The sequence below is a fragment of the Pseudomonas sp. B21-028 genome, assembly GCF_024749045.1.
In the GTDB taxonomy this organism is placed as follows: Bacteria; Pseudomonadota; Gammaproteobacteria; order Pseudomonadales; family Pseudomonadaceae; genus Aquipseudomonas.
In genome coordinates this window covers 1892198-1917932 of the sequence record NZ_CP087184.1, presented here as the reverse complement: position 1 = coordinate 1917932, position 25735 = coordinate 1892198, and the positions used below count along the sequence as shown (strand labels likewise).

Sequence of the window (25735 nt, the reverse complement as noted above, 5' to 3'; positions counted from 1 at the left end):
TGCGAAAACGAATGAATGAAAAAGAACGTCGTGGAAGCATCCGTTGTGTGGACATGCAATCGAAGCTGGCTTCGAAATTGCGCTACCTTGACGCGGCCCGGCTAAAGGCCGGCGCGCACTATACCGGAATTCGCCTGAAAAGGGAGATTTTTTTAGGGCAGCTAAAACGTTTCATCTGGGAATGTGGCGAGGGGATTTATCCCCGCTGGGCTGCAAAGCAGACCTATAAAGTTTGACGTCGGGCGCCTGCTTCGCAGCCGAGCGGGGATAAATCCCCTCGCCACAGGGTTCTCCAACTGCCTCAGGTTGCCGGGCGGATAGCCTTGATCAACGGCAGCAACGAATAGCCCAGCCGTGGCGCCAACGCTTCGGCACGAGCGATCAGTCCTTCCATGTCCATTGCCTGTTCCAGGTCCGCCGGCACGATCAGGATCACATTGCCCTCCTTGACCGGCAGCTCCCAGTAATGACGGTGGTACAGGCCACGCAACAACGCCGCGCCCAGCGGCTTGCCGTCGTCGGTGGCCCACTGGTTGATCACCAGCCAGCCGCCGGGGTTCAGGCGCTTCTGACAGTCTTCCAGAAACCCCCAGGCCAAGTGGCCGACGCCGGGGCCGACATCGGTGTAGAGGTCGACGAAGATCAGGTCCGCAGGTTCTGCGGTTTCCAACAACTCCAAGGCATCGCCGACACGGATGTACAGCCGTGGATCATCATCCAGCCCCAGGTATTCGATGGCCAGGCGCGGCACATCGGGGCGCAGTTCGATGGCCTCGACGTCTTCCAGCGGCAGGAACCGGAGGCAGGCCTGGGTCAGCGTACCGGCGCCCAAGCCCAGGAACAGCGCGCTTTCCGGCTGTTCGTGGCACAACGCACCGATCAGCATCGCGCGGGTGTAGTCATATTCGAGCCAGCTGGGGTCGGCCGTGAACACGCAGCTCTGCTCGATGGCATCGCCGAATTCGAGAAACCGGTAATCGGCCACTTCGAAGACCCGGATCATGCCGAACTCGTCGTGCACCTCGGCGAGCAGATGCTCGACGCGCTCCTCTGTCATTTCATCTCCTGATGGTTGCCGGGCGGGCGGCGGCAAAAGCGCGATTGTCGACCAAGCGACGGGAACAGGTCACGCACTAATTTGCTGATAACTTTGCTGATAACATGGCCGTCCGAGCGTCAACCACCTAGAGATCACGATGAGCCAACCCTGGAGCCCTGACAGCTGGCGCGCCCTGCCGATCCAGCAACAACCCCGCTACCCCGACGCGGCGCACCTGCTACAAGTCGAGCAGACCCTCGCCAGCTACCCACCGCTGGTGTTTGCCGGGGAAGCCCGGGAACTGCGCCGCCAGTTCGCCGAAGTCACTCAGGGCCGGGCCTTTTTGCTGCAAGGCGGCGACTGCGCCGAAAGCTTCGCGGAGTTCTCGGCGGCGAAGATTCGCGACACCTTCAAGGTCCTGCTGCAGATGGCAATTGTCATGACCTTTGCCGCCGGTTGCCCGGTGGTCAAGGTCGGACGCATGGCCGGGCAGTTCGCCAAACCGCGTTCGGCCAACGATGAAACCATCGACGGCGTCACCCTGCCGGCCTACCGGGGCGACATCGTCAATGGCATCGGCTTCGACGAGCAGAGTCGCGTGCCGGACCCGGAACGCCTGCTGCAGTCCTACCATCAGTCCACCGCCACCTTGAACCTGCTGCGGGCTTTCGCCCAGGGCGGGTTTGCGGACCTGCACCAGGTGCACAAGTGGAACCTGGACTTCATCGCCAACTCGGCCCTGGCGGAAAAATACAGCCACCTGGCCGACCGCATCGACGAAACCCTGGCATTCATGCGCGCCTGCGGCATGGACAGCTCGCCGCAACTGCGCGAAACCAGCTTCTTCACCGCTCACGAAGCGCTGCTGCTCAACTACGAAGAAGCGTTCGTGCGCCGTGACAGCCTGACCAACGATTACTACGACTGCTCGGCCCACATGTTATGGATCGGCGACCGCACCCGTCAGCTGGACGGCGCCCATGTCGAATTCCTGCGCGGCGTGAACAACCCGATCGGAGTCAAGGTCGGCCCGAGCATGAACCCCGACGACCTGATCCGCCTGATCGACGTACTGAACCCGGACAACGACCCGGGCCGGCTGAACCTGATTGCGCGGATGGGCGCGAACAAGGTCGGCGATCACCTGCCACAACTGCTGCGAGCCGTGCAACGCGAGGGCAAGCAGGTGCTGTGGAGTTCCGACCCCATGCACGGCAACACCATCAAGGCCAGCAGCGGCTACAAGACCCGGGACTTCGCACAGATCCTCGGCGAAGTGAAACAGTTCTTCCAGGTCCACGAAGCCGAAGGCACTTATGCCGGCGGCATTCACATCGAGATGACCGGGCAGAACGTCACCGAGTGCATCGGCGGCGCGCGGCCGATTACCGAAGATGGGCTGTCGGACCGCTATCACACCCATTGCGATCCGCGGATGAATGCCGACCAGTCGCTGGAACTGGCGTTCTTGATTGCCGAGACGTTGAAGCAGGTTCGGCGCTAGCGTCTTTCAAACCATCGCGAGCAGGCTCGCTCCCACAGGTGATTCGGTGAACACAACATTTGTGAACAGCACGGTCAATGTGGGAGCGAGCCTGCTCGCGATGGGGCCGGATCAATCACCCGAGATTTCGGCCAACGCCCCCGCCAACCGAACCCCACTCGCCCGCTGGCAATTGAGCTGAACCCGCTCCAACCCCAACCAGTCGGCCATGCGCCGCAGGTTCATCGCCAACACCTGTATCCCCTCCTCGTCCAGCCCCGGCTGCTCCTCATGCACCGCGTGCACCGCCAACCGGCCATGGGCCCGTTCCGCCCGCAGGTCCACCCGAGCGGCAATGCGTTCGTTATGCAGGAACGGCAACACGTAGTAGCCATACACTCGCTTATGGACCGGGTGTAGATTTCCAGTCGATAACGGAAGTCGAACAGCCGTTCGGTACGATTGCGCTCCCAGACCAGCGAATCGAACGGTGAGAGCAAGGCGCTGGTCGTCACGTTGCGGGGAATTTTCCCGTCCGGCAGGCACCAGGCCGGTTGCTTCCAGCCTTGCACCTGGCAGCGCCACAGCTCACCGGTTTCCTCCAGCTCGGCCAGGCGCGCACGGCTGTCGGCCGGATCGAGGCGGAAATAGTCACGCAGGTCTTTTTCGGTGCCGACACCCAGTGCCCCGGCGGCATGCAGCAGCAAGGCGCGTTGGGCCTGGGCTTCGTCCGGAACCGATTGCTCCAGGACCGATGCCGGAAGTACCCGCTCTGGCAAGTCGTAGAGCCGCTCGAAACCGCGCCGCCCGGCCACCGTGACTTCACCCGCGGCGAACAGCCACTCCAACGCGTGCTTCTCGGCACTCCAGTCCCACCAGGGACCGGCCTTTTCCGCACGTGTGGACAGACTCCCGGCGCCCAGGGCGCCCTGGTCCCGGACCGCCGCCAGGACGCGATGGATGACATCCTGCCGCTCACGGCCGAACCGCGCCAATTGTTGATAGATGCCTTCACCACGGGCCGCGCGAGCCATGCGCCAGCGCATCAGCGGATACATCGACAGGGGCAACAACGACGCTTCATGCCCCCAGTATTCGAACAAGGTGCGACGCCGCCCCTGGCTCCAGGCTGCTTGATCGAGCAAATCGGGGTTGTAGTGACCGAGGCGGGAAAACAGCGGGAGGTAATGCGAACGTACCAGGGCATTGACCGAATCGATCTGCAGCACGCCGAGGCGTTCGATCAGGCGGTTGAGACGCGAGGGTTGCACCGAAGCCGGCGGCAGCCGCCCATTGAATCCCTGGGCGGCCAACGCCAGACGCCGGGCCTGTTTGAGGGTAAAGGATACAGTCGCGGGCATGGAGATCTCCTTCTCTGCTCGCAACCTACCTCACCAGTTATCGGTTTGTGTAGGGAGGGATGGCTCATTTGTGCATTGGGTCATCCCAGAATGGCCGAACCACTTCCTGTTCTACATCTGCACGGCTAACGCCGATGTCCTTGAGCGCCTCGTCGCTCAGACCGGCGAGTAATTCGCGCTCGTGGTGCAATTCATACCAGCGGCTAAACTTGCGCAGCAGATCGCTGAGGGAAAAATGGAATGAATGCCTGTCTATCGATACGTATCCTTTCTGACCTTTCATCGTGATGTCCTCCGTTGGGGGTGGTTCAAGTCTCGCGCCAAGGCTAAGATCAATCCAACGAATGTTTCTTATGCAATACATCTCGGAGATTGATCAATTGTCGAGTTACCCGAGCATCGATACGGAAGTGCTGCGGACCTTCGTCGCCATCGCCGACCAGGGCGGTTTTACCCGCGCCGGTGAATTGGTCAACCGCACCCAGTCCGCCGTCAGCATGCAGATGAAGCGTCTCGAGGAAGATGTATTGCAGCGACGGTTATTCGAGCGTGACGGGCGCCAGGTCAAGCTCACCGCCGAAGGCCAGGTGCTGCTGGGGTATGCCCGGCGCATCCTCAAGCTGCACAGCGAGGTGTTCAACACCCTGCGTGAACCGCATATGGTCGGCACCGTGCGCATCGGCACGCCGGATGACTACGTGATGCGCTTCCTGCCTGGCATCTTGCAGCGCTTCGCCCAGTTCTATCCGCTGATCGAAATTGAAGTGCACTGCGAGTCGTCCAAGCAGTTGCTGCTGCGACAGGACCTGGACTTGTCCATCGTTACCCGTAAACCGGGAGATGAAATCGGCCAGTTATTGCGCAAGGAGCGCTTTGTCTGGGCCGAAGCCGCGTGTTTCAGCGCCCATGAGAAAACACCGCTGCCACTGGCGATGTTCAATAGCGATTGCTTCTGCCGACAATGGGCCTGCAATGCGCTGGATGCCATGGGCCGCGAATATCGCGTGGCCTACAACAGTTCCAGCCTGTCGGCCCTCATGGCGGTGGTGGGCGCGGGACTGGCGATCACCGCGCAACTGGAGAGCCTGCTGACACCGGACATGCGCGTGCTCGGCGAGACCGAAAACCTGCCGGAGCTGCCTGAAGCCAGCATCATGCTGATCCGCAACCTGCACAATCCATCGCCCATCACCGAGTGCCTGGCCGAGCACATCGTCGAAGGCTTCAAACTTTAAAGGCGAGCAGCACCGCGCACAGCACCAGGAACCCGCAGAACAGCCCGCGCAACAGCCGCTCCGGCATGGCGTGGGCGACCTTCACGCCCCAACTGATACTCAGCAAACCGCCGACGGCCAGTGGCAAGCCGATCGACCAGTCCACTTGATGGTGGAACGCATAGGTGGCCAGGGTGACGCCGGTACTGGGCAAGGCCAGCGACAGCGATAGCCCTTGGGCGACCACTTGGCTGGTACCAAACAGACTGGTCAGGATCGGCGTCGCAACGACAGCACCGCCGACACCGAACAGACCGCCCATGGTCCCGGAGGCCGCCCCCAGCACGCCCAGCCATGGCCAGCCGTGACGCATCTGCGCCGAAGCCGGTGCGGTGGCGGTAAACATACGGACCAGGTTATAGGCCGCCAGGGCGACCAGGAACGCGACGAAGCCGATTCGCATGCTTTCGGCGTCGACCCCGACGGCCCAGATCGAGCCGAGCCAGGCAAAGCAGAAGCCCGTGGAAGCCAGTGGCAGCACGTGACGCAACTCGATGCGATTGCGCTGGTGATAACGCCACAGCGCGAGCATCACATTGGGAACCACCATCACCAGGGCGGTCCCTTGGGCGAGCTGCTGGTCCAGACCGAACCATACGCCCAACACAGGAATCGCAATCAGCCCACCGCCAATACCGAATAATCCCCCAAGGTGCCCAACGCGGCCCCCAACACCAAATACAATGCAACTTCGATCACAGACGATTCCCCCTTCATCAGGGCGTCTATCCTACGCAGTCGGCGCCAGTGGGGGAACGTAACATCTGATCAGAGCGTCAGAATTATCTGGCGCCTTAAAGGTTCGCACGCTAGATTCATTGGATTATCGATTGAAGGTTTTGCCATGAGCCCCCAACGCGACACCCCCGAACCCTGCGAAGCCCTGTTGCTCGACAATCAGGTCTGCTTTGCCCTGCATTCCACGTCGCTGATGATGACCAAGGTCTACAAGCCGTTGCTGCAAGCCTTGGGCCTGACCTATCCGCAGTATCTGGCAATGATGGTGTTGTGGGAAAAAGACGGCTTGACCGTCGGTGAAATCAGCACGCGCTTGCTCACCGACCCCGGCTCGCTGACGCCGCTACTCAAGCGCCTGGAAGCTGAAGGCCTGCTGAGCCGCACCCGCAGCCGTGAAGATGAACGCGTGGTGATTGTCGAGCTCACCGAACAGGGCCGCGCACTCCATGAAAAAGCCCTCGATATCCCCCAGTGCATCCTCGCCGCCAGCGGCCAGACACTGGAACAGCTGAAAAAGCTGCAACTGGACCTGCAAGCACTGCGCAGCCACTTGCAGGACAGTCTGTAACCCATCCCCCCTCTTCGACTGACCCACCGCTATCGCGAGCAAGCTCGCTCCCACACTGGATTTGGGGTGTATGCAGCCTTTGCATACGCCACCAGACCCTGTGGGAGCCGGGCTTGCCCGCGATGGCGGCGGCACATTCAATATCTTTGTGACAGCCACTCCGCTATCGCGAGCAGGCTCGCTCCCACACTGGTTCTGAGTGTCCACAGAAATCGCGTCCACCACGGATCCCTGTGGGAGCGAGCCTGCTCGCGATGGCGTCGCTCCAGCCTCCGCTAAAAAAATTATCCCGACCAAACAGCTCTAACTCAAGGCTTTCCTGACTATCGGGCTTGAAGAATGGAAAACTGATCGAAAATTTATATTGCGCGCAAAATATTAGCGAACTATATTCGCCTCACACCTACTTAGCGCGCAAACATTTAGCGCAAACGAAAACCCAAAAACGAGGCTCTCATCATGCAAACTCTCTACACCGCAATCGCAACCTCCACCGGCGGCCGTGATGGTCGTGCGATCTCCAGCGACAACATCCTCGACGTCAAACTCGCCACCCCGAAAGAACTCGGCGGTGCCGGCGGTGCGGCGACCAACCCGGAACAACTGTTTGCCGCCGGCTACTCGGCCTGCTTCATCGGCGCCCTGAAATTCGTCGCCGGCCAAAGCAAGCGCAAGATCCCGGACGATGCCTCGATCACCGCCCATGTCGGCATCGGTCAGATTCCCGGCGGTTTCGGCCTCGACATCGACCTGCACATCAGCTTGCCCGGCCTGGACCAGACCGACGCGCAAAGCCTGGTGGACGCGGCTCACCAGGTCTGCCCGTACTCCAACGCCACCCGCGGCAACGTTGATGTTCGCCTGCATGTGACCGTTTAACCCACCGATCCGGACCGAACCCAAGGAGATTCCCCATGAACACGTTCACCAAGGCCCTGACCGGTACCCTTCTCGCACTTGGCGTCAGCAGCGCCTTCGCCGATGGCATCGTCGAGCACAACACCCAGAAGTTTCTCGACGCATTGAATGCCGGCACCGGCAAGCCCCTGGAACAACTGTCGCCGAAGGATGCCCGCGCGGTGCTGGTTGGTGCCCAAGCGGGGGTGAAACTGACCTTGCCCAAGGCGGATATCAGCGAGAAGACCATCCAGGTCGATGGCCAGTCGATCAGCCTGACCATCGTTCGCCCGGCCGGGGTCAAGGGTGAGTTGCCCGTGTTCATGTTCTTCCACGGCGGTGGCTGGGTTCTGGGAGATTTCCCGACCCATGAACGCCTGGTTCGGGACCTGGTGGCGGGATCCGGAGCCGTGGCGGTATTCGTCAACTACACGCCCTCCCCCGAGGCGCATTACCCAGTGGCGATCAACCAGGCCTATGCCGCGACCAAGTGGGTAGCCGAGCACGGCAAGCAGATCAATGTCGACGGCAAACGCCTGGCCGTGGCGGGTAATAGTGTCGGCGGCAACATGGCAGCCGTCGTGGCCTTGATGGCCAAGGACAAGGGCACGCCGGCAATCCGCTTTCAGGCGCTGTTATGGCCGGTGACCGATGCGAACTTCGAGACCGCGTCCTACAACCAATTCGCCGAGGGACATTTCCTCAGCAAGAACATGATGAAATGGTTCTGGGACAACTACACCACCGATGCCGGACAACGTAACGAGATCTACGCTTCGCCGCTGCGGGCCAGCACCGCACAACTCAAGGGCCTGCCGCCCGCGCTGGTGCAGACCGCCGAAGCCGATGTGCTGCGTGATGAAGGTGAAGCCTACGCACGTAAACTGGATGCGGCCGGCGTGCCGGTCACGGCGGTACGCTACAACGGCATGATTCACGACTATGGCTTGCTCAACGTGGTCAGCCAGGTGCCGGCGGTGCGTTCGGCGATGTTGCAAGTGTCTGAAGAGTTGAAACAACACCTGAAATGAAAGGTGACGCAAGGCCTGACAGGCCTTCGCAGAAATGAAAAAGCCCGACTCAATGGTCGGGCTTTTTCATACACAAGACTTCGCTTATTTAGCGCGGCCTTTGTAGGAACCGCCTTCGCGGGTATCGATCTCGATCATGTCGCCGATCTCGATGAAGTCAGCAACCGACAGTTCGGTACCGTTCTTCAGTTTGGCAGGCTTCATCACCTTACCGGAAGTGTCGCCGCGCGCGGAACCTTCGGTGTAGTCAACCTGACGCACGATGGTGGTCGGCAGCTCTACGGAAACCAGACGGCCTTCGAAGAACACGGCTTCGCAGACGTCGGTCATGCCTTCTTCCACGAATGGCAGAACGCTTTCGATGTCTTCGGCGTTCAGCTCGTACATGGTGTAGTCAGTGGTGTCCATGAACGTGTAGGAGTCGCCGCTGATGAAGGACAGGGTCGCTTCTTTGCGGTCGAGGATCACGTCGTCCAGTTTGTCGTCCGCACCGTAAACGGTTTCGGTCTTGTAACCGGTCAGCAGGTTCTTCAGCTTGGTCTTCATGATCGCGCTGTTACGACCCGACTTGGTGAATTCAGCTTTCTGAACCAGCCAAGGATCGTTGTCGATACGAATCACGGTACCGGGTTTGAGTTCTTTACCAGTTTTCATTGCGAATATCCGAATTTGGATGGGAATGACAAAAATCTAGGCCGCGTATCATATCCAATTTCCATAAAACTTCACCAGCGCCGCGGCAAGATCGGGTCGCGAGGCCTGTGCCAGACACCACGCATGGGCATGTTCAGCCAGCGCCGCTTGCTGTTCGCAGGCGTTTTCCCAGTGTCCGGACATGTCCTGGCCGGCATTCCATGTCCGCCAGAGACCGCTCATCGCTTTTGCGGCCGGCTCTGGAAGGCCCTGGGTGTACAGCCTGAGGAATGCGTCGAGTTTTTCCAGATGAACGTCTTCTTCCTGCTGGTAGATATGCCAGAGGAATGGTCGACCTGCCCATTGGGCACGCACGAAAGAGTCTTCGCCCCGCACGGCATTGAAATCGCAGCACCAGAGCAACTGATCGTATTGATCCTGTCGGACGAACGGCAGCACCTGTACCGTCAGGGCTCCGCGTCGATGCAACGCACCGACCTTGAGATCGGCAACCCCGAGCCAACGCTCGACATCCCCCAGCACCCGCCCTTCGGGAACCAGCACATGGGACGGCCGGGCATCGCCGGCCATCGCATTGAACCAGCTGGCCAGCCCGGCATTTTCGTAGGCAAACAGCGAAATCAACCGCGCATCCGGTGCCCGCTCGACGCCCAACCCTTGCAGGAACGTCCGTTGCGCCGCGACATCCTGTTGAAACTGCCGACGCCTCTCCAGCAGGCCAGACTCACGCAGCAAGCCGCCGGTCCCCTCGCGGAAGCCGGGGAAAAAGAAATACTTCTGGACATGCCTGTATTTGACCGACGGCAACCCGTGGCAGCCGATCACCCAGTCCTCGGCACTCAGGTAGTCCAGATTCATCCACAGTGGCGTGGTCTGGCGCTCCGCCATGGCGTCCATGTAGGCGCCCGGCAACTGGCAGGCAAACGCGGCGATCACCACATCGGCGGCGTCGGCGCCTGGCCAGTCCTTGGGCCAATGGCGTACATCCACGCCTTGTTGCCATTGCTCGGCCAGCGTGACATCGATTTCCGGACATAGCCGTTCGAAGGCTCGCAGGTCATCGACCCATAGCCGGACCGCGCATTGGTGCTCGGCCACCAATTGCCGGGCCAGGCGCCAGGTGACGCCGATGTCGCCAAAGTTATCGACGACGGTGCAAAAAATATCCCAACGCACGGCCATTCCCGATTCCCTGTGGCAAAGCTTCGATTGTCCCGAATAAACCGATGATGCAGAAGAGCCGACGGCGATTAATCTTCATGCGACAATCGTCACCTGCCCGTGTTCTTGCCAGGAAACAACCATGCCCGATCACCCTCCCGCCCCGCGTCTCACCGCCTTGCAATTGACCGTCAGCATCGCCTTGGGCCTGTGGCTGGGGTTCCTCGCCATTGTGCTGACAGGCTGGCTGTTGTCTAAATTCGTCCTGGGTGAACAACTCGCCCCGGTGGCCGCTGCCGTGCACCAACTGGCGCAACCGCCGGTCGTGCTACCGCCTCCCGAACCGCAGAATCCCATGTTCGAGCAATACCAGCAGAACCTTCAGCGCAATGAACAACGGCAAGCCCTCGACCAGGCCCGCAGCAACCCGCGCAATCAGTCCAACCCCAAGTGCCAGTTCTGGCTGGAACAGGACCGGAACGCGCCGAGCGAGAAGACCCGCGCCAACGTTTTGCAATTCTGCGACTGATCATGAACAAACAGACCGTCCACCAGTTGATCCTCGACAAACTCAAGGTCGATCTCGACATCGCCGAGCGCGCCGCGCAGACCGCCTACGAAACCGCGACCCACGAAGAAAACATCGCCGAGAATAAATACGACACCCTGGGCCTCGAAGCCTCCTACCTCGCTGCCGGACAAGCCAGGCGCGTGGAAGAAATCCGCCAGGCCCTCGCCCTCTGCCAGAACCTGATTCTCAGGCCCTATGACGCGCAGCGCGGCATCCAGGTGGGTAGCCTGATCGGCCTGGAGGATGAAGACGGTCGCCAGCAATGGCTGTTCCTGGGGCCGGACGCCGCGGGATTGAAAGTGTCCCTGGTGGGGCAACCGATCACCGTCATCACCCCTCGCTCACCGTTGGGCCGAGGCTTGCTGGGCAAGTTCGAAGGGGATGAAGTGGAGATCGTCGTAGCGGGCGCCCGGCAACAGTTCGCGGTCACCGAGGCGATCTAGTCGGCGTCAGTGCACAGGCAGCTCAACACCCTCGAACAGCTCTTCGAGCTCCTGCTTGTTGTGGCACTGAATGGCCTTGGCCATAACCTCCCGGGTCAGGTGCGGCGCGAACTTCTCGATGAAATCGCACATGAAACCCCGCAGGAAGGTGCCACGACGGAAGCCGATCTTGGTGACGCTGGATTCGAACAACTCGCTGGCATCCAACACCACCAGGTCGCTGTCGAGCTTGGCATCGACAGCCATTTTCGCCACGATGCCCACGCCCAGGCCGAGGCGCACGTAGGTCTTGATCACGTCGGCGTCGGCGGCAGTGAACACCACTTTCGGCGTCAGACCGCGATGGCTGAAGGCCTCGTCGAGTTTCGAACGGCCCGTGAAACCGAACACGTAGGTCACGATGGGGTATTCGGCCAAGGCTTCCAGGGTCAATTTGGGCAGCTTGGTCAACGGATGCCCCTGGGGCACGGCCACGCAACGGTTCCAGCGATAGCAAGGCATCATCACCAGGTCGCCGAACAACTCCAGGGCTTCGGTGGCGATGGCAAAATCCACCGTACCATCGGCAGCCATCTCGGCAATCTGCATCGGCGAGCCCTGGTGCATGTGCAGCGCCACGTCCGGGTATTGCTTGATGAAGTTGCTGATCACCGGAGGCAGTGCATAGCGCGCCTGGGTGTGGGTGGTGGCGATCGACAAGGTGCCTTTTTTCTCGTTGGAAAATTCCTGGGCGATCTGCTTGATACTTTCGACCTTGCGCAGAATCTCGCCGGCCGTGGTGATGATGCGCTCACCGGCCGGCGTCACGCGGGTCAGGTGCTTGCCGCTACGGGCGAAGACTTCGACGCCCAGCTCGTCTTCCAATAGGCGGATTTGCTTGCTGATGCCAGGTTGTGACGTGTAGAGGCTTTGTGCGGTAGCGGAAACGTTGAGGTCGTGGTGCGCCACTTCCCAGATGTAGCGCAGTTGTTGAAGCTTCATATGTATCCCTCAAAGCAGTTGGACGCCACGGGCATCAGCGGCGGTATATAACTATATGGATGGTCGAGACAATAAATCTAGAACTTTTTATAAAAAGGCCATCATTTAGCCTCAAGCTTCCCCCTGGCGCCGACGCTGCACCAGCGGCACCAGATAGACCGGCACCCGAGCCAACTGCAAAACCCGGGCGGCGGTCCTGCCCAGGGGCGCTTCACCACTGGCCCCCTGGCAGTGACTGCCTACGATCAGCAAATCGACAGAGAGTTTCGCGGCCTGTTCCAGAATGACCTGGGAAGGATCGCCCTGAAACACCCTGACCGACCTGATCAGCTTCAAATCCTGCTGCCCCTCCCCCAGCTCCTCCCGGAAACTGTCGAGAACCCGCTGTTCGATATTGGCCATCACCGTATTCAGACCCTGTCGATGAAATTCGTTCAGCGCCTGCTCGTCGAGATAGCTTTGTAACACCGATTCGGCGAACAGCCCCATCGGTTCTACCGCATGCACTACATACAACTCGGCTTCAAACGTCCGTGCCAACGCCAAGGCATGCTGCATCACATAAGGGGCGTAGAGTCCCAAGTCTGTGGCGTACAGCATCGAGCGAATCATGTGACCTCCTCGCGTGCCAGAATGGCGGAGATGGATTCAGCTTAGCAGTGCCTTGAAGAGTGCGACGGGCCCAGAAAAACGGGACAGTGCCAGTCAGTTCGAACTGCACCCGGCACCTGTGGCGAGGGGATTACTGATCGGTATCAGGCCGTCAGGGCTTCACTTCGTTACTGATGCCGTGGGGCACGTGACCGGTGGCGACCACCTCGCGAGCCAGTTCGCAATGGCCCGTCTGGTCGTCGAAAAACACATCGGCGGCAAAAGCTTCGAGGAACGCCGACTTGGTCAGGCCACCGAGGAACAGCGATTCGTCCAGACGGATGTCCCACTCGCGCAAGGTCCGGATGACCCGCTCGTGGGCCGGCGCCGAACGGGCGGTCACCAGCGCCGTGCGGATCGGGCAGGCATCCTCAGGGAACTCCCGCTGCAGGGCATTGAGCGCCGCCAGGAAGCCCTTGAACGGGCCGCCCCGCAACGGCTCGCGAGCTGATTGCCGCTCGCTGGCCTGGAACGCCTCAAGACCACCGGTCTGATAGATGCGCTCCGACTCATCGGAAAACAGCACCGCATCGCCATCAAAAGCGATACGCAGCTCCTCACTGGCGGCGCGGCTGGCACCGCCCGACAGGATGGTGGCTGCCGCAAAGCCGGCGTCGAGGGCACTGCGCACGTCTTCGGCATGGGTGGACAGGAAAAGATCACAGCCGAATGCCTTGAGGTAAGGATAAGGACTGCGCCCGCCGACAAACGCGGCGCGGGAGATTGCCAAGCCATAGTGGTGAATCGAGTTGAACACCCGCAGACCCGTGTCGGCGCTGTTGCGCGACACCAGAATTACCTCGACCCGGGCACGCCCCAGATGCTGGTTGAGGCTCAGCAACTTCTGCACGAGGGCGAACGCATCGCCGGGTTCGAGGACTTCGTCTTCATGTTCGATCTGATACTGCCGATAGGCCTCGACGCCGCTCGACAGATACACCTTGTGGCTTTCGCTCAGGTCGAACAGCGCCCGCGACGAAATCGCCAGCACCAGTTTGTCATCGATGTTGCTTGCCATGTCATCCCCCCTTCGCTCGTTCAGCGGTTGCGCCGATCCATGAACGCCAACGCCTGGTACAAGGCCTCGATTTTCGGCAGCTCACACCCCGCCGCTTTCGCCGACGCCAATGGCCGGCTGTAGATCGCTTCCAGTTCCAGCACACGCTTATGGGAATAATCGTGATACATGCTCGGCCAGTAATCGGGCATTTTCTCGGTCATCGCGAACAAATACCCGGCGTAGTCCGGTGCAATGTGATGACCGCAGGCCTGGGCGCCGCGCACCACCTCGGCCATCAGCGCCTGGATCAGCCCACGGCTGTGATTGTCGGCCATCAGCGGCGTGGTACTGGCCCCCAGCAACACCGAAAGACCGTTATAGGGCACGTTCCACACCAGTTTCTGCCAGCGCGCCTGTTGCAGGTCGGGCATTGCCTGGGCCTCCACGCCGGCGGCCCGGAACAGCCCGGCCGCCGCGTCGACAACCGCCATGCGTTCAGCCTGATCCCGGCAAGGGCCGCTGTGATAACCGATGCTGACCGAGCCGAGGGCCTGGTGGGCGATGACGCCCGGGCCGACGCGGTGTACACAGATCAGGCACAAGCCGCCCAGCAGATGCAACGACTCGGGCAGCAAAGGACGCAGCGCCTCCTCGACATCGAGGCCGTTCTGCAGCAGCAGGACCTTCGCACCGTCAGCCGCCGCCTGGACGATGGCCGGGGCCAGGTCGGCATTGCTGGTGGTCTTGGCACCGACCAGCAGCCAGTCGCAGCGCGGCATGTCCGCCGCGCTGCGATACACCTGGACCGGATCGAGGCTCAAGGGCCCGTGGACCGCGCTGTCGATACGCAAGCCGTGCTCGGCCACCGCGCCGAATTCGCTGCGCAATAAAAAGTGCACATCAAAGCCGGCGCGCGCCAGCATCACCCCGTAGAACCCGCCGATGGCCCCGGTACCAATCATCCCGATCCGGGGTTTTACGCCTGCCTGCATCTTTGCGACTCCTTTGGTAAAGCTGTGGAAGCAAGGCTTGCCCGCGATGAAGTCTACGCGGTTTACCTTGGAACCGAGGCGCCTTCATCGCGGGCAAGCCTTAATGCCAGTCAGTTAAGCCACAGACTCGTGGGAGCAAAGCTTGCTCGCGATAGCGCTGGACCAGTCAACATTGATGCTGACGGACTTACCGCAATCGCGAGCAAGCTTTGCTCCCACAGGCGTTGCGCCGTTTGATCCTTAACTGACTGGCATTAGGGCAAGCCTTGCTCCCACAAAAGCCGGGATAAATCCCCTTGAAACCAGCCCCTGCCCATTGTCGAGGAGCCTCGTAACGCGCTAAGGTTCGGCTCCCCGACGCGCTTAAATCCGCTGTGCACCGCCGCGCGGGGATCGCTGGCGGCCGGCACCCGTGACCTGACGAGTAACACGATGGCTGATTTACCGATCAATGACCTTAACGTCGCCTCCAACGAGACCCTCATCACGCCTGACCAGCTCAAGCGCGATATCCCCCTGAGCGACGCTGCCCTGCGCACCGTGACCAAGGGGCGGGAAGTCATCCGCAACATTCTCGACGGCACCGACCATCGCCTGTTCGTGGTTATCGGGCCCTGCTCGATCCATGACATCAAGGCCGCCCACGAATACGCCGAGCGCCTGAAAGTGCTGGCGGCGGAAGTTTCCGACACACTGTATCTGGTCATGCGGGTATATTTCGAGAAACCCCGGACCACCGTCGGCTGGAAAGGCCTGATCAACGACCCGTACCTGGATGACTCGTTCAAGATCCAGGACGGTCTGCACATCGGTCGCCAACTGCTGCTGGACCTGGCCGAAATGGGCCTGCCCACCGCGACCGAAGCCCTGGACCCGATCTCCCCGCAATACCTGCAGGACCTGATCAGCTGGTCCGCCATCGGCGCGCGCACCACCGAATCCCAGACCCACCGCGAGATGGCCTCCGGCCTGTCTTCGGCCGTGGGCTTCAAGAATGGCACTGACGGCGGCCTCACCGTCGCCATCAACGCCCTGCAATCGGTTTCCAGCCCTCACCGCTTCCTCGGCATCAACCAGGAAGGCGGCGTGTCGATCGTCACCACCAAGGGCAACGCCTACGGTCACGTGGTGCTGCGCGGCGGCAACGGCAAGCCCAACTACGACTCGGTCAGTGTTGCCCTGTGCGAACAGGCGCTGAACAAGGCGAAGATCAAGCCGAACATCATGGTCGACTGCAGCCACGCCAACTCCAACAAGGACCCGGCACTGCAACCCCTGGTGATGGAGAACGTGGCCAATCAGATTCTGGAAGGCAATCAGTCGATTATCGGCCTGATGGTCGAGAGCCACCTGAACTGGGGCTGCCAGGCGATCCCGAAAGACCTCGCCGACTTGCAGTACGGCGTCTCCATCACCGATGCCTGCATCGACTGGAGCGCGACCGAGAACACCCTGCGCAGCATGCACGCCAAACTCAAGGATGTGCTGCCAAAGCGTCAGCGCGGCTGATCGCCCCTTTCACCGCACAATAAAAAACGCCGGGCTTTCAAACCCGGCGTTTTTTATTGTGGAATCCGTTGCGTCAGAGCTTCGCCGCGTGCCGCTGGTGACGTTCCATGTAGCGCTCCACGTAGGAGCAGGACGGGATCACCGTGTAGCCCATGTCTTCGGCGTACTGCAACGCCTTTTCGGTCAGTGCCGCCGCAATCCCTCTGCCGCGCAGGGCGTTGGGCACGAACGTCCGATAGATGTCCAGGGTCTGTTTGCCCAGGTCCATATAGGTCAGATAGGCACGATGACCGTCCACAGTGGTCTCGAACTGATGACCAGCCTGGTCATGGTGGATGGACAACGCCTCGCTCATCACTACTCCTCGCGGGTCTGAATGCTGACCCCTACCTTACCGATGTTTTTCCGGCGAAGGAACATCTACGCCACCCCGTGCCTGAACGGTCACCGAGCGCAAAAAATCAATCACTCAAACCCGAGCACGTCGTGAATAGTAGGCACCAATGACGCAAATGCTCAAGGCACACCTGTCATTGGAGGGTAGCCTCGTCGGATTTAGCGACTTGAACGCCACCGTTGCGCTGAAGTCAGCGAAGGCGCAATAGCTGAACATCGCCAGTTGTTGAGTCTTGAGACGAGCGTGCGTAGTTAAAGTCACCAGTCCTACCAATAAAGATGCCCGGGATGCTGCGCAAAAAATGAACAAAAGTGTAGACGAATCAATAAACAGCGACTTTAGCGACCCCGCAAGAGTTCCTCTCGCCAGCGGAACTTTTGTGCGCTGGCGCGCTCCATTCAAGGGCTTGGCGCTGTATATTTTTTAAACAACAGCAAGAAAAGTTGCTCGAAAAAGAATCACCGCCTACAATTTTTTTGCTTCTTGCGCTACGTCAGTTTACTTACTACAAGTAATGGGTAGTATGTACGCCGGCTAACTCCTCACTCTGAGGAGACAGTCACTAAATAGAAAGTCCTTGAAGGGGAACACGATGAACAACGTTCTGAAATTCTCTGCTCTGGCCCTGGCCGCAGTTCTGGCTACCGGTTGCAGCAGCGCATCGAAAGAAACCGAAGCACGTCTGACTGCTACCGAAGACGCAGCAGCTCGCGCCCAAGCTCGTGCAGACGAAGCTTACCGTAAAGCTGATGAAGCTCTGGCTGCTGCTCAAAAAGCACAACAGACTGCTGACGAAGCTAACGAGCGCGCTCTGCGCATGCTGGAAAAATCCAGCCGCAAGTAATAGTCCTTCGGGATTGTTATCGAGCCGACCCATTTTTTGGGTCGGCTTTTTTATTGCTCGCGTTTCCCCGGGCAATAAAAAACCCGCCGGCATCGCAAAACGCCGGCGGGCCGAAACAGAACCTTACTGCTGCAAGTCGATCGGTGCGCTCGACACCATCGGCGTCGAAGCATTCGGAACGGCGATCTCGACCGGCAGGCCATCTTCGGCGGCCACCACGTCACGTACCACGTTCCAGTCCATGCGCAGATTGCTGGTAATGTCTTCACGCTTGAGCATCGCATTGATCACCGCGGTGTGCTTGTCCACCACCGACGGGTTGCCCTTGTCGTCCAACGGTGTATGAGCTTCCAGGTAGACCTTTCCACCGCTCAAGCCCAGTTTGTAGGGGTCGTTGATGATGCGCACCGACGTACCCACCGGTACCATGCCGGCCATCTCCAGTACGTTGTTGTTGAACATACGGAAGCAACCATGACTGGTACGCGTGCCGATGCCGAATTTCTTGTTCGAGCCATGGATCAGGTAGCCCGGGGTGCCCAGAGTGAATTTGAATGGTCCCAACGGGTTATCGGGTCCCGCCGGGACCACGCTTGGCAACGGGTCGCCGTCAGCGGCATGCTCGGCCCTGATCGACGCTGGCGGGGTCCAACTCGGGTTCGGCGTCTTGGCAATGATGCTCGTGTGGGCGATTGGCGAACCCCAGCCCTCACGACCGATCCCCAGCGGGAAGGTGTAGACCACGTTCTTGCCCTTGGGGAAGTAGTAGAGGCGGTACTCGGCAAGGTTGATCACGATGCCTTCGCGCGGACCTGACGGCAGGATGAAGCGGGTCGGCAACACAATCTCCGTGCCGGCTCCCGGCAACCAGGGGTCGACGCCCGGGTTGGCGGCGACCATCTCGGCGTAGCCCAGGTCATAGGTCGTGCCCAGGTCGGCGAAGGTGTCTTCGTATTTGGCCTTGATCACTTGCACCTGGCCGACGATGTCCTCACCCGGCGGCGGCAGAGGCAGCTCCAGTGCAGCAACGGGCCCCGCCATACACAGGGCGGCAAGAGACAGGCAGCGGGCGACGGCAGGCAAGCGCAGCAACATCCGGGACATCCTTCGCAGATCGAATAGAGGGTATGAAAACAGCGATTGTACACCGCAGCCCGGTATTACGGGGAGAGCGGCGATGGCGCGTCCGATATGCAGCAATATGGAACTAGATATGCCCCTGTGGGAGCCAAGCTTGCTCGCGATAGCGACAGACCAGTCAACATTGTTGCTAACTGACTTACCACAATCGCGAGCAAGCTTTGCTCCCACAGTTTGTGGCTTAACTGACTGGCATTAGGGCAGGCCTTGCTCCCACAGTTCCCCACAAGGGCATGCCTTGAATCCTGGCGATTACAACTCGAACCGCAGCTCCGGCCAGATCGGTGAGGTACCGCGCTTCTGGGACTCGAGGATCGCCCGGCACAGCGAGCACAGGCGATGATCCTGGAATATCCGCCGATCGACGGCAGACCAGCGCGGCTGGGCCGGCAGCAGGCTGCCGCAGAGCGTGCGGTCCGCCGAGCCACCGAGCTCCAGTTGCCGGGTCACCAGATGCACCCGCACTTCCTGGCAGGCGAACAGGTCCAGCTGTTCGTCAGGCTCGATCAGTTGGTAGGCAAACAGGGACCAGGCGGGACGCGGCATCGGGGGCTCCAAATCGGGGGCGCCACATTAGCCGAAAGACCGCCTGTAGAAAAGCGTCAAAGCAGCGGTTTCAGTGTCGGCCAGACATTTTCCAGCAACTTGCCCTGGGCCGCGACGGACGGGTGCAATCCGTCGCCCTGCATCATCCCCGGAACCCCACCGACGTCCTGGAGGAAAAACGGCACCAACGGCACTTTTTTCTCATCGGCCAGGGTGCTGTAGACCTTGGCGAAGGCATCGGTGTAGCGCCGGCCGTAGTTGGGCGGCAGTTGCATGCCCAGCAGCAGCACCTTCGCACCGCTGGCGCGGGCGCTGTCGATCATCGCTGCAAGGTTTTGTTGCAATTGTGTTGGCGGCTGTCCGCGCAAGCCATCGTTGCCGCCCAACTCCAGGATCACCAGGTCCGGCTTATGGGCTGCAAGCAGCGCCGGCAGCCGCGCCTGGCCTCCCGCGCTGGTGTCGCCACTGATGGACGCATTGACCACTTTGTCGTCAAAACCCTCGGTTTTGAGCCGTTGCTCGAGCAACGACACCCAGCCTTGCCGGGTATCCAGGCCGAAAGCCGCGCTGATACTATCGCCAACGATCAGGACTGTACCCGCCGCTGCGTTCTGGACCATGCACATCAAGGCCAGGCCGGCACTCAAAAACCACACACGCATCGGATTCTCCATGGGCTCAAGCATTCTCACCGCGAAGGACCTTAGCAAAGTGGTTCCCAGCGCGGAAGGTGAACTGACCATCCTGCACGAACTCAGCCTGGAACTGAACAAGGGCGACAGCCTGGCCATTGTCGGTGCGTCCGGTTCCGGCAAATCCACCCTCCTGGGCCTGCTGGCCGGCCTGGACCTGCCCAGCAGCGGTGAAGTGACCCTCGCCGGGCAGTCCCTCGGTACATTGGATGAAGACCAGCGGGCGCGGATCCGCGCCGAGCACGTCGGCTTCGTCTTCCAGTCGTTCCAACTGCTCGACAGCCTCAATGCGCTGGAAAACGTCATGCTGCCGCTGGAGCTGGACGGTCGCAAGGATGCCCGCGAACGCGCCACCGAGCTGTTGCAACGGGTCGGCCTGGGCCAGCGCCTGACCCACTCGCCACGCCAGCTCTCCGGTGGCGAACAGCAGCGCGTGGCAATTGCCCGTGCCTTCGCCGCCGAGCCCGACGTGCTCTTCGCCGACGAACCCACCGGTAACCTTGACAGCCACACCGGCGAGCGCATCAGCGATCTCTTGTTCGAACTGAACAAGGAAAGCGGCACGACCCTGGTGCTGGTCACCCATGACGAACGCCTGGCCCATCGTTGCCGGCGCTTGATCCGACTTGAAGCCGGCCAGATGGTCGCGCCCCTGGAGCCTTGATGGCACGCTTGCCGCTGTTGCGCCTGTTCAGTCTCGCAGTCCGTCAATTGCTGCGCGACGCCCGCGCCGGCGAGTTGCGTGTGTTGTTCTTCGCCTTGTTGGTCGCCGTGGCGGCCAGCACCGCCATCGGCTACTTCGGCGCCCGGCTCAACGGCGCGATGATGCTGCGCGCCACCGAATTCCTCGGCGCGGACCTGTTGCTTGAAGGCAGCTCGCCTGCCCGCCACGAGCAGATCCGCAGCGGCACCGAGCTGGGCCTGGAGCATGCCCTTGTGGTGGAGTTCTCCAGCGTCGTCGCCACCGACAACGGCATCCAGCTCTCCAGCGTCAAGGCTGTCGACGATCTCTACCCGCTGCGCGGCGAGCTGAAGAGCGCCCCTTCCCCCTTCGCCCCGGAAGAGCCCGGCGGACGACCGAACCCGGGCGAGGCATGGGTCGAAGCCCGGCTGCTGACGGCACTGGACCTGAAGATCGGCGACAGCATCGACGTCGGCAATACCACCTTGCGCCTGAGTCGGGTGCTGACTTACGAGCCGGATCGCGCCGGCAATTTCTACAGCCTCACGCCCCGGGTCATGATCAACCTCAAGGATCTGGAAGCCACCGGCGTGGTGCAGCCCGGCAGCCGCGTCAGCTATCGCGATCTCTGGCGAGGCCCGGCGTCCGCCCTGCAAACCTATCGCGACCTGATCAAGCCGGGCCTGGAAGCCAACCAGCGCCTGCAGGATGCCCGCGACGGCAACCGGCAGATCGGTGGCGCCCTGGGCAAAGCCGAGCGCTATCTGAACATGGCCAGCCTGGTGGCGGTGCTGTTGTCCGGCGTCGCAGTCGCGCTCTCCGCCAACCGTTTCGCTACCCGGCGCTTCGATGCCAGTGCACTGCTGCGCTGCCTGGGCCTGTCACGACGAGAAACCATGGTGCTGTTCAGCCTGCAACTGACGGTACTGGGACTGCTGGCGAGCCTCAGCGGCGCCCTGCTCGGCTGGATCGCTCAACTGGGACTGTTCGCCTTGCTGCATGACCTGCTACCCGCCACGGTACCGCCCGGCGGTCTGCTACCGGCAATCGCCGGGGTCGGCACCGGGCTGGTGGCGCTCGCGGGGTTCGCCCTGCCGCCCCTGGCCGCGTTGGGGCGGGTGCCACCGTTGCGCGTATTGCGCCGGGACATGCTGCCCATTCCTTCCAGTACCTGGGTGGTCTATGGGGCCGCGCTGGGCGCTCTTGGCCTGATCATGTGGCGCCTGAGCCTGGACCTGGTGCTGACCTTCGCCCTGCTCGGCGGCGGTGTCGTCGCCGCACTGGTGCTCGGCGGCCTGCTGTTGCTGCTGCTTCAGAGCCTGCGCCGGATGCTCGCCCGCGCGTCCCTGCCCTGGCGGCTGGGGCTCGGCCAGCTGTTGCGCCATCCCCTGGCCGCGGCCGGCCAGGCATTGGCATTCGGCCTGATCCTGTTGTCCATGGCGTTGATCGCACTGTTGCGCGGCGAGTTGCTGGATACCTGGCAGAACCAGCTGCCGAAAAATGCCCCCAACTACTTCGCCCTGAACATCCTGCCCAATGACAAGCAGGCCTTCACCGACAAGCTGTTGCAGTTGTCGGCGCATTCGGCCCCGCTCTATCCCGTGGTACCGGGACGCCTCATCAGCATCAATGGCGAACCGGCCAGGGAGTTCGTCACCAAGGACTCGGCCGGGGACCGGGCACTGCAGCGCGACCTGAGTCTGACCTGGGCCGCGGACCTGCCGGAAGGAAACGTCGTCACCGCCGGGAACTGGTGGCCGCAGCAGCCACCAGACGATATACCGGGGGTGTCGGTGGAAGGCAAAGTGGCCGAGAACCTGCAGATCAAACTGGGCGACCGGCTGGTGTTCAGTGTCGGGGGCGTCAATCGCGAAGCGAAGGTCACCAGCCTGCGGGAGATCAACTGGGACAACTTCCAGCCCAACTTCTTCATGATCTTCCAACCCGGCACCCTGAAGGACCTGCCGGCCACTTACCTCACCAGCTTCTATCTGGCCGCCGGTCACGACCAGCAGATTGTCGATCTGTCCCGGGCCTTCCCGGCGGTGACGATCCTGCAGGTCGAAGCCTTGCTGCAACAACTGCGCAGCATTCTGGCCCAGGTGACCCTGGCCGTGGAGTACGTGCTGCTGTTTGTGCTGGCGGCGGGCATGGCCGTGCTGTTCTCCGGCCTGCAGGCCACTCTTGATGAACGGATTCGCCAAGGCGCGTTACTGCGAGCCCTGGGGGCCGAACGTCCCTTGCTGGTCAAGGCCCGACGCATCGAGTTCGGTCTGTTGGGTGCGGTCAGCGGGTTGCTGGCGGCCCTGGGGTCGGAACTGGTCAGCCTGGTGCTCTACCGCTTTGCCTTCGACTTGCCCTGGCATCCGCATCCATGGTTGCTGGTGTTGCCGCTGGCAGGCGCGTTGCTGATCGGCGCAGCGGGAGTGTTCGGCACCCGGCGGGCGCTCAACGCCAGCCCGCTGACAGTGTTGCGCGAGGGTTGATAGACTTCCGTCTCTACCACCACAAGAAGTTGCCATGAGCCGTTATCGCCCACCTCGCACCGCTGGCACCGCGCTGATCACCCCCGAGGGCGAGGCGCGGATGCGCGCCGAATTCCATGAGCTTTGGCATGTGCGCCGCCCCCAGGTGACCCAGGCTGTCAGCGAGGCGGCGGCCCAGGGTGATCGTTCGGAAAATGCCGAGTACACCTACGGCAAGAAAATGCTGCGGGAAATCGACAGCCGCGTCCGCTTCCTCACCAAGCGCCTCGAAGCACTCAAAGTCGTCAGTGACAAACCCAGCGACCCCAACAAGGTGTATTTCGGTGCATGGGTCACGGTCGAGGACGAGGACGGTAACGAGGCCCGCTATCGCATCGTCGGGCCCGACGAGCTGGATTTGAAGCAGAACCTGATCAGCATCGATTCGCCGCTGGCGCGGGCACTGATTGGCAAGGCGCTGGACGCTGAAGTCAGGGTGCAGACACCGACAGGCGAGAAGCTGGTCTATGTCGTGGATATCACGTATCCATGATCCGCTGATAAAGCCCGTCCGCCTCGAAACATCCCAGCAAACTTGATCCTTTGACAAGATGACAGCGCTGCGCAGAATGAATGGCGCGCGCTGCCTCGCGCCTTTCGCTCAGAACATTATTCAAGGATGAATAATCATGAAGGCTACCCACCATGGATTGGACTGCTGGATGTACAACACTCCCCAGTTATACAAACTGCGTATCGACGAACTGATTCTGCCCGGCACCCATGACTCCGGCGCGGACAAAAAAGCCCCCACCCCTACGTTGCCTCAGGAAAAGACCCAGGACGTACCGGTCATCGAACAGATCCTGGCGGGTTTTCGCGTGCTCGACCTGCGCGTGGTGTTTTCCGCCGACGCCCCCATCGGCAGCGACAAGCGCTTTCAACTGTTTCACCTCACCTCCTCCGGACGCACGGTGGGCGGTGACGTTCTGGCGCCGTTGAATGATTTTTACGATGACCCCGACCACAAGGCCGCGAGGGCAAAGGAAATCGTCATTTTGAACTTTCATAAATTCAAGCATTTCAACCGAGCCGTCCACCAGGAGCTGCACAGCCTGATCGATTCGAAAATCGGACAACGGCTGGTCCCCCGCAACTGGCGGCGTTCAACGCTGGAAGATATATGGACCCATCGTCCGGAGAGAACAGTGGTCATTGCCTACAATCACCGCGTCAGGGCGAAGTACTGGAAAGGCGTGAAGCATCAATGGAGCGGTCAGAACCTGAACACCACCGAGGCCTTGAAGACCTTCATGGATGAGCAATCCGCCAGGGAGAAACCCGACTTCGTATTGCGCTCGATACAATGCGCCAAATACGTGCTGCCCTTTCATCTTCCCGACGACTTCAGCGAGAAGATAGATGAGTGGTTCGAGTCCAGGGACAGCAACAGTTATATCCAGCGCTTCCATATCATCAACACCGACTGGTCGACCCGCAGCCGAATAGTGTTCAACTGCATGCACGCCAATGGAATCAAGGCGATGGCCAAGGCGGACAACCTCAACGCCGGGTGATCAGCCCTTGCCGCGCCACACGGGTCAATTGCCGGATCATTTCAGGAGCATCCGCCGCACTGGGGGATTGAATGACCGCCAGGTCGAAGCTGTCGCTGGCGAAACGTGCCAGGGATTCGCCATCTTCAACAAACTGGATCAGGAACGCAGCGGGCCCGTGGCTGCGCCGCGGCCAGCCGTCGAGATAACGCAACAGCGTTGGCTGATGGGTACCGCCCAAAAGGATTTTTGGATTGCGCTGCAGAAGGCTCGCCGTAATCGGCGCAAGACGTACAAGGGGGCTGGGTGCGTTCATTGTGTCGTGTCTCTGCCTCAAAAAGTCTGCATGGCAGGTGAGAGGCAACACCGAACCAGCGCTTTAGCGGTATTTCGAAGCCTGTTCCAAGCTTCTGACGATGACTGGATGAGTCATCTGGCGCCCCGCAAGTAGCTGTTTAAATCGGCGCATGAGCAGCATCCTAGAGAAGCCGACGGGCCAGTGTCAAGAATCTGCAGCCACAAAAAAGGCCCGTACCAGACGGGCCTTCGATGGTTTGGCTCGGTGATCAGCCAGCGATGGCCCGATCGATCGACAGCTTGCCTGCCCCCTCGATCAACACCGCAATGCTCGCGGCCAGCAACGCCAGGGCAAATTCATAACCATTGTTCGCCATGAACAGGCCGTTGCCAATGTGCACGGAGAAAATGGCCACCAGGGACAGGAAGGCCAGCCCCAATGCCGCTGGGCGAGCCAGCAAGCCCACGATCAAGGCCAGCCCGGCAAAAAACTCGGTGCCACCGGCCAACATGGCCATCACGTAGCCGGGTGTCAGGCCGACGCTTTCCATCCACTGCGCGGTCCCCGCCAGCCCGTAGCCACCGAACAGACCGAAGAGTTTCTGCGAGCCGTGAGCAGCGAAAATGACACCGACCGCGATGCGCAGGACGGTCAGGCCGTAGCCGGCACGGGTAAACAGGATTTTGTTGATGAAGGAGCTCATAGGTTTATTCCTTGGAATGTGTGGGTTGGTCGCCATATTAATCAGTTAAATCCATATGA

The 25735-nt window shown here is 60.9% G+C and carries 28 protein-coding genes and 2 pseudogenes; 14 read left to right on the top strand and 16 right to left on the bottom strand.

Translation table 11 applies throughout. The features are described from left to right. Window positions 1-11: 11 nt before the first annotated feature. A complete protein-coding gene (locus tag LOY35_RS08775; protein WP_258631965.1) occupies window positions 12-236 on the top strand; it encodes a hypothetical protein in 225 nt (74 codons plus the stop codon). Window positions 237-301: 65 nt separating this feature from the next. Here LOY35_RS08775 and LOY35_RS08770 read toward each other — a convergent pair whose 3' ends face one another. Beyond that, window positions 302-1057 carry a spermidine synthase gene (locus LOY35_RS08770; RefSeq protein ID WP_258631964.1) on the bottom strand — a complete coding sequence of 252 codons (756 nt, stop codon included), beginning with the start codon at window positions 1055-1057 and terminating at the stop codon, window positions 302-304. Window positions 1058-1196: 139 nt separating this feature from the next. On the opposite strand from LOY35_RS08770, the gene LOY35_RS08765 reads away from it, so the two are divergent. Next, window positions 1197-2543 (top strand): class II 3-deoxy-7-phosphoheptulonate synthase, encoded by a 1347-nt coding sequence (locus tag LOY35_RS08765; protein ID WP_047701535.1) that lies wholly within the window; start codon window positions 1197-1199, stop codon window positions 2541-2543. Between the two features lie 111 nt (window positions 2544-2654). On the opposite strand, the pseudogene LOY35_RS08760 reads toward LOY35_RS08765, so the two are convergent. Together LOY35_RS08760 and LOY35_RS08755 are read right to left on the bottom strand one after the other, a co-directional pair. After that, window positions 2655-3883 (bottom strand): annotated as a pseudogene (locus tag LOY35_RS08760) (winged helix-turn-helix domain-containing protein). Window positions 3884-3947: 64 nt separating this feature from the next. Further along, window positions 3948-4166 carry a DUF1127 domain-containing protein gene (locus LOY35_RS08755; RefSeq protein ID WP_258631963.1) on the bottom strand — a complete coding sequence of 73 codons (219 nt, stop codon included), beginning with the start codon at window positions 4164-4166 and terminating at the stop codon, window positions 3948-3950. A 97-nt stretch (window positions 4167-4263) separates the two neighbouring features. Here LOY35_RS08755 and LOY35_RS08750 point away from each other — a divergent pair, with 97 nt between their 5' ends. After that, window positions 4264-5118, top strand: a complete 855-nt coding sequence (locus LOY35_RS08750) for a LysR substrate-binding domain-containing protein (protein WP_258633525.1) — start codon at window positions 4264-4266, stop codon at window positions 5116-5118. Here LOY35_RS08750 and LOY35_RS08745 read toward each other — a convergent pair. Then, window positions 5108-5874 (bottom strand): annotated as a pseudogene (locus LOY35_RS08745) (sulfite exporter TauE/SafE family protein). The gene LOY35_RS08750 and the pseudogene LOY35_RS08745 sit on opposite strands and share 11 nt — an antisense overlap. Window positions 5875-6001: 127 nt before the next feature. Between LOY35_RS08745 and LOY35_RS08740 the strand changes: the two are divergent. The 3 genes from LOY35_RS08740 (at window position 6002) to LOY35_RS08730 (ending at window position 8391) form a co-directional block, all read left to right on the top strand. Continuing rightward, the gene (locus tag LOY35_RS08740; RefSeq protein WP_047701538.1) at window positions 6002-6463 is read left to right on the top strand and encodes a MarR family winged helix-turn-helix transcriptional regulator; all 462 of its coding nucleotides are present in this window, start codon (window positions 6002-6004) and stop codon (window positions 6461-6463) included. 459 nt (window positions 6464-6922) lie between these two features. Continuing rightward, window positions 6923-7342, top strand: a complete 420-nt coding sequence (locus LOY35_RS08735; protein WP_024776690.1) for an organic hydroperoxide resistance protein — start codon at window positions 6923-6925, stop codon at window positions 7340-7342. Window positions 7343-7377: 35 nt separating this feature from the next. Next, entirely contained in the window at window positions 7378-8391 is a 1014-nt protein-coding gene (locus LOY35_RS08730; protein WP_258631962.1) for an alpha/beta hydrolase, read from the top strand. 84 nt (window positions 8392-8475) lie between these two features. Here the strand turns inward: LOY35_RS08730 and LOY35_RS08725 are convergent, their stop codons facing one another. Next, on the bottom strand, window positions 8476-9045 hold the full coding sequence (locus LOY35_RS08725) for an elongation factor P (protein WP_007955690.1): 570 nt from the start codon (window positions 9043-9045) through the stop codon (window positions 8476-8478). A gap of 48 nt (window positions 9046-9093) precedes the next feature. Then, the gene (gene earP, locus LOY35_RS08720) at window positions 9094-10227 is read right to left on the bottom strand and encodes an elongation factor P maturation arginine rhamnosyltransferase EarP (protein WP_258631961.1); all 1134 of its coding nucleotides are present in this window, start codon (window positions 10225-10227) and stop codon (window positions 9094-9096) included. A 121-nt stretch (window positions 10228-10348) separates the two neighbouring features. Here earP and LOY35_RS08715 point away from each other — a divergent pair, with 121 nt between their 5' ends. Both LOY35_RS08715 and LOY35_RS08710 read left to right on the top strand, forming a co-directional pair. Continuing rightward, entirely contained in the window at window positions 10349-10735 is a 387-nt protein-coding gene (locus tag LOY35_RS08715) for a cytochrome b/b6 domain-containing protein (RefSeq protein ID WP_258631960.1), read from the top strand. Window positions 10736-10737: 2 nt separating this feature from the next. Continuing rightward, window positions 10738-11220 (top strand): transcription elongation factor GreAB, encoded by a 483-nt coding sequence (locus LOY35_RS08710; protein ID WP_258631959.1) that lies wholly within the window; start codon window positions 10738-10740, stop codon window positions 11218-11220. A 6-nt stretch (window positions 11221-11226) separates the two neighbouring features. On the opposite strand, the gene cysB is transcribed toward LOY35_RS08710, so the two are convergent. From cysB to LOY35_RS08690, 4 genes are all read right to left on the bottom strand, one after another. After that, window positions 11227-12201, bottom strand: a complete 975-nt coding sequence (gene cysB / locus LOY35_RS08705) for an HTH-type transcriptional regulator CysB (RefSeq protein ID WP_041020064.1) — start codon at window positions 12199-12201, stop codon at window positions 11227-11229. Window positions 12202-12312: 111 nt separating this feature from the next. Further along, on the bottom strand, window positions 12313-12813 hold the full coding sequence (locus LOY35_RS08700; RefSeq protein WP_258631958.1) for a universal stress protein: 501 nt from the start codon (window positions 12811-12813) through the stop codon (window positions 12313-12315). Window positions 12814-12964: 151 nt separating this feature from the next. Further along, window positions 12965-13870 carry a 5'-nucleotidase gene (locus LOY35_RS08695; protein WP_258631957.1) on the bottom strand — a complete coding sequence of 302 codons (906 nt, stop codon included), beginning with the start codon at window positions 13868-13870 and terminating at the stop codon, window positions 12965-12967. Between the two features lie 20 nt (window positions 13871-13890). Further along, window positions 13891-14844, bottom strand: coding sequence for a putative 2-dehydropantoate 2-reductase (locus tag LOY35_RS08690; protein ID WP_258631956.1), 954 nt, complete (start codon window positions 14842-14844; stop codon window positions 13891-13893). 432 nt (window positions 14845-15276) lie between these two features. On the opposite strand from LOY35_RS08690, the gene LOY35_RS08685 reads away from it, so the two are divergent. Then, a complete protein-coding gene (locus LOY35_RS08685; protein WP_003199364.1) occupies window positions 15277-16353 on the top strand; it encodes a 3-deoxy-7-phosphoheptulonate synthase in 1077 nt (358 codons plus the stop codon). 73 nt (window positions 16354-16426) lie between these two features. On the opposite strand, the gene LOY35_RS08680 is transcribed toward LOY35_RS08685, so the two are convergent. Beyond that, window positions 16427-16708, bottom strand: a complete 282-nt coding sequence (locus LOY35_RS08680; protein ID WP_024776680.1) for a GNAT family N-acetyltransferase — start codon at window positions 16706-16708, stop codon at window positions 16427-16429. A gap of 634 nt (window positions 16709-17342) precedes the next feature. Between LOY35_RS08680 and oprI the strand changes: the two genes are divergently transcribed. Next, complete coding sequence (oprI, locus tag LOY35_RS08675; protein ID WP_258631955.1) at window positions 17343-17594, top strand: outer membrane lipoprotei OprI; 252 nt, start codon at window positions 17343-17345, stop codon at window positions 17592-17594. Between the two features lie 123 nt (window positions 17595-17717). Here the strand turns inward: oprI and LOY35_RS08670 are convergent, their stop codons facing one another. The 3 genes from LOY35_RS08670 to LOY35_RS08660 all read right to left on the bottom strand — a co-directional run bounded on the left by LOY35_RS08670 (window position 17718) and on the right by LOY35_RS08660 (window position 19942). Further along, window positions 17718-18689: a L,D-transpeptidase family protein gene (locus LOY35_RS08670; RefSeq protein WP_258631954.1), complete on the bottom strand. Its 972-nt coding sequence runs from the start codon at window positions 18687-18689 to the stop codon at window positions 17718-17720. A 297-nt stretch (window positions 18690-18986) separates the two neighbouring features. Beyond that, complete coding sequence (locus tag LOY35_RS08665; protein WP_024776677.1) at window positions 18987-19280, bottom strand: hypothetical protein; 294 nt, start codon at window positions 19278-19280, stop codon at window positions 18987-18989. A gap of 56 nt (window positions 19281-19336) precedes the next feature. Continuing rightward, window positions 19337-19942: an arylesterase gene (locus LOY35_RS08660; protein WP_258631953.1), complete on the bottom strand. Its 606-nt coding sequence runs from the start codon at window positions 19940-19942 to the stop codon at window positions 19337-19339. 10 nt (window positions 19943-19952) lie between these two features. Here LOY35_RS08660 and LOY35_RS08655 point away from each other — a divergent pair, with 10 nt between their 5' ends. From LOY35_RS08655 to LOY35_RS08640, 4 genes are all read left to right on the top strand, one after another. After that, window positions 19953-20636, top strand: coding sequence for an ABC transporter ATP-binding protein (locus tag LOY35_RS08655; RefSeq protein WP_258631952.1), 684 nt, complete (start codon window positions 19953-19955; stop codon window positions 20634-20636). Then, a complete protein-coding gene (locus tag LOY35_RS08650) occupies window positions 20636-23140 on the top strand; it encodes an ABC transporter permease (RefSeq protein ID WP_258631951.1) in 2505 nt (834 codons plus the stop codon). The genes LOY35_RS08655 and LOY35_RS08650 overlap by 1 nt, the downstream gene beginning before the upstream one ends. A gap of 34 nt (window positions 23141-23174) precedes the next feature. Further along, window positions 23175-23672: a transcription elongation factor GreB gene (gene greB / locus LOY35_RS08645; protein ID WP_258631950.1), complete on the top strand. Its 498-nt coding sequence runs from the start codon at window positions 23175-23177 to the stop codon at window positions 23670-23672. 136 nt (window positions 23673-23808) lie between these two features. After that, complete coding sequence (locus LOY35_RS08640) at window positions 23809-24696, top strand: hypothetical protein (protein ID WP_258631949.1); 888 nt, start codon at window positions 23809-23811, stop codon at window positions 24694-24696. On the opposite strand, the gene LOY35_RS08635 is transcribed toward LOY35_RS08640, so the two are convergent. Together LOY35_RS08635 and LOY35_RS08630 are read right to left on the bottom strand one after the other, a co-directional pair. Further along, window positions 24683-24991, bottom strand: coding sequence for a class I SAM-dependent methyltransferase (locus LOY35_RS08635; protein WP_258631948.1), 309 nt, complete (start codon window positions 24989-24991; stop codon window positions 24683-24685). The genes LOY35_RS08640 and LOY35_RS08635 overlap by 14 nt on opposite strands. 250 nt (window positions 24992-25241) lie before the next feature. Beyond that, a complete protein-coding gene (locus LOY35_RS08630) occupies window positions 25242-25676 on the bottom strand; it encodes a DoxX family protein (RefSeq protein WP_258631947.1) in 435 nt (144 codons plus the stop codon). Window positions 25677-25735: the final 59 nt, after the last annotated feature.

What these genes read in the sequence shown, in the direction of transcription:
- oprI (WP_258631955.1), top strand. Translation starts at nt 17,343, where the DNA reads ATGAACAACGTTCTGAAATTCTCTGCTCTGGCCCTGGCCGCAGTTCTG.
- LOY35_RS08650 (WP_258631951.1), top strand. Translation starts at nt 20,636, where the DNA reads ATGGCACGCTTGCCGCTGTTGCGCCTGTTCAGTCTCGCAGTCCGTCAA.
- LOY35_RS08640 (WP_258631949.1), top strand. Translation starts at nt 23,809, where the DNA reads ATGAAGGCTACCCACCATGGATTGGACTGCTGGATGTACAACACTCCC.
- LOY35_RS08715 (WP_258631960.1), top strand. Translation starts at nt 10,349, where the DNA reads ATGCCCGATCACCCTCCCGCCCCGCGTCTCACCGCCTTGCAATTGACC.
- LOY35_RS08690 (WP_258631956.1), bottom strand. Translation starts at nt 14,844, where the DNA reads ATGCAGGCAGGCGTAAAACCCCGGATCGGGATGATTGGTACCGGGGCC.
- LOY35_RS08680 (WP_024776680.1), bottom strand. Translation starts at nt 16,708, where the DNA reads ATGAGCGAGGCGTTGTCCATCCACCATGACCAGGCTGGTCATCAGTTC.
- LOY35_RS08670 (WP_258631954.1), bottom strand. Translation starts at nt 18,689, where the DNA reads ATGTTGCTGCGCTTGCCTGCCGTCGCCCGCTGCCTGTCTCTTGCCGCC.
- LOY35_RS08770 (WP_258631964.1), bottom strand. Translation starts at nt 1,057, where the DNA reads ATGACAGAGGAGCGCGTCGAGCATCTGCTCGCCGAGGTGCACGACGAG.
- LOY35_RS08710 (WP_258631959.1), top strand. Translation starts at nt 10,738, where the DNA reads ATGAACAAACAGACCGTCCACCAGTTGATCCTCGACAAACTCAAGGTC.
- LOY35_RS08755 (WP_258631963.1), bottom strand. Translation starts at nt 4,166, where the DNA reads ATGAAAGGTCAGAAAGGATACGTATCGATAGACAGGCATTCATTCCAT.
- earP (WP_258631961.1), bottom strand. Translation starts at nt 10,227, where the DNA reads ATGGCCGTGCGTTGGGATATTTTTTGCACCGTCGTCGATAACTTTGGC.
- LOY35_RS08695 (WP_258631957.1), bottom strand. Translation starts at nt 13,870, where the DNA reads ATGGCAAGCAACATCGATGACAAACTGGTGCTGGCGATTTCGTCGCGG.
- LOY35_RS08630 (WP_258631947.1), bottom strand. Translation starts at nt 25,676, where the DNA reads ATGAGCTCCTTCATCAACAAAATCCTGTTTACCCGTGCCGGCTACGGC.
- LOY35_RS08635 (WP_258631948.1), bottom strand. Translation starts at nt 24,991, where the DNA reads ATGAACGCACCCAGCCCCCTTGTACGTCTTGCGCCGATTACGGCGAGC.
- LOY35_RS08775 (WP_258631965.1), top strand. Translation starts at nt 12, where the DNA reads ATGAATGAAAAAGAACGTCGTGGAAGCATCCGTTGTGTGGACATGCAA.
- LOY35_RS08730 (WP_258631962.1), top strand. Translation starts at nt 7,378, where the DNA reads ATGAACACGTTCACCAAGGCCCTGACCGGTACCCTTCTCGCACTTGGC.
- LOY35_RS08660 (WP_258631953.1), bottom strand. Translation starts at nt 19,942, where the DNA reads ATGCGTGTGTGGTTTTTGAGTGCCGGCCTGGCCTTGATGTGCATGGTC.
- LOY35_RS08685 (WP_003199364.1), top strand. Translation starts at nt 15,277, where the DNA reads ATGGCTGATTTACCGATCAATGACCTTAACGTCGCCTCCAACGAGACC.
- LOY35_RS08735 (WP_024776690.1), top strand. Translation starts at nt 6,923, where the DNA reads ATGCAAACTCTCTACACCGCAATCGCAACCTCCACCGGCGGCCGTGAT.
- LOY35_RS08765 (WP_047701535.1), top strand. Translation starts at nt 1,197, where the DNA reads ATGAGCCAACCCTGGAGCCCTGACAGCTGGCGCGCCCTGCCGATCCAG.
- LOY35_RS08700 (WP_258631958.1), bottom strand. Translation starts at nt 12,813, where the DNA reads ATGATTCGCTCGATGCTGTACGCCACAGACTTGGGACTCTACGCCCCT.
- LOY35_RS08655 (WP_258631952.1), top strand. Translation starts at nt 19,953, where the DNA reads ATGGGCTCAAGCATTCTCACCGCGAAGGACCTTAGCAAAGTGGTTCCC.
- greB (WP_258631950.1), top strand. Translation starts at nt 23,175, where the DNA reads ATGAGCCGTTATCGCCCACCTCGCACCGCTGGCACCGCGCTGATCACC.
- LOY35_RS08725 (WP_007955690.1), bottom strand. Translation starts at nt 9,045, where the DNA reads ATGAAAACTGGTAAAGAACTCAAACCCGGTACCGTGATTCGTATCGAC.
- cysB (WP_041020064.1), bottom strand. Translation starts at nt 12,201, where the DNA reads ATGAAGCTTCAACAACTGCGCTACATCTGGGAAGTGGCGCACCACGAC.
- LOY35_RS08740 (WP_047701538.1), top strand. Translation starts at nt 6,002, where the DNA reads ATGAGCCCCCAACGCGACACCCCCGAACCCTGCGAAGCCCTGTTGCTC.
- LOY35_RS08665 (WP_024776677.1), bottom strand. Translation starts at nt 19,280, where the DNA reads ATGCCGCGTCCCGCCTGGTCCCTGTTTGCCTACCAACTGATCGAGCCT.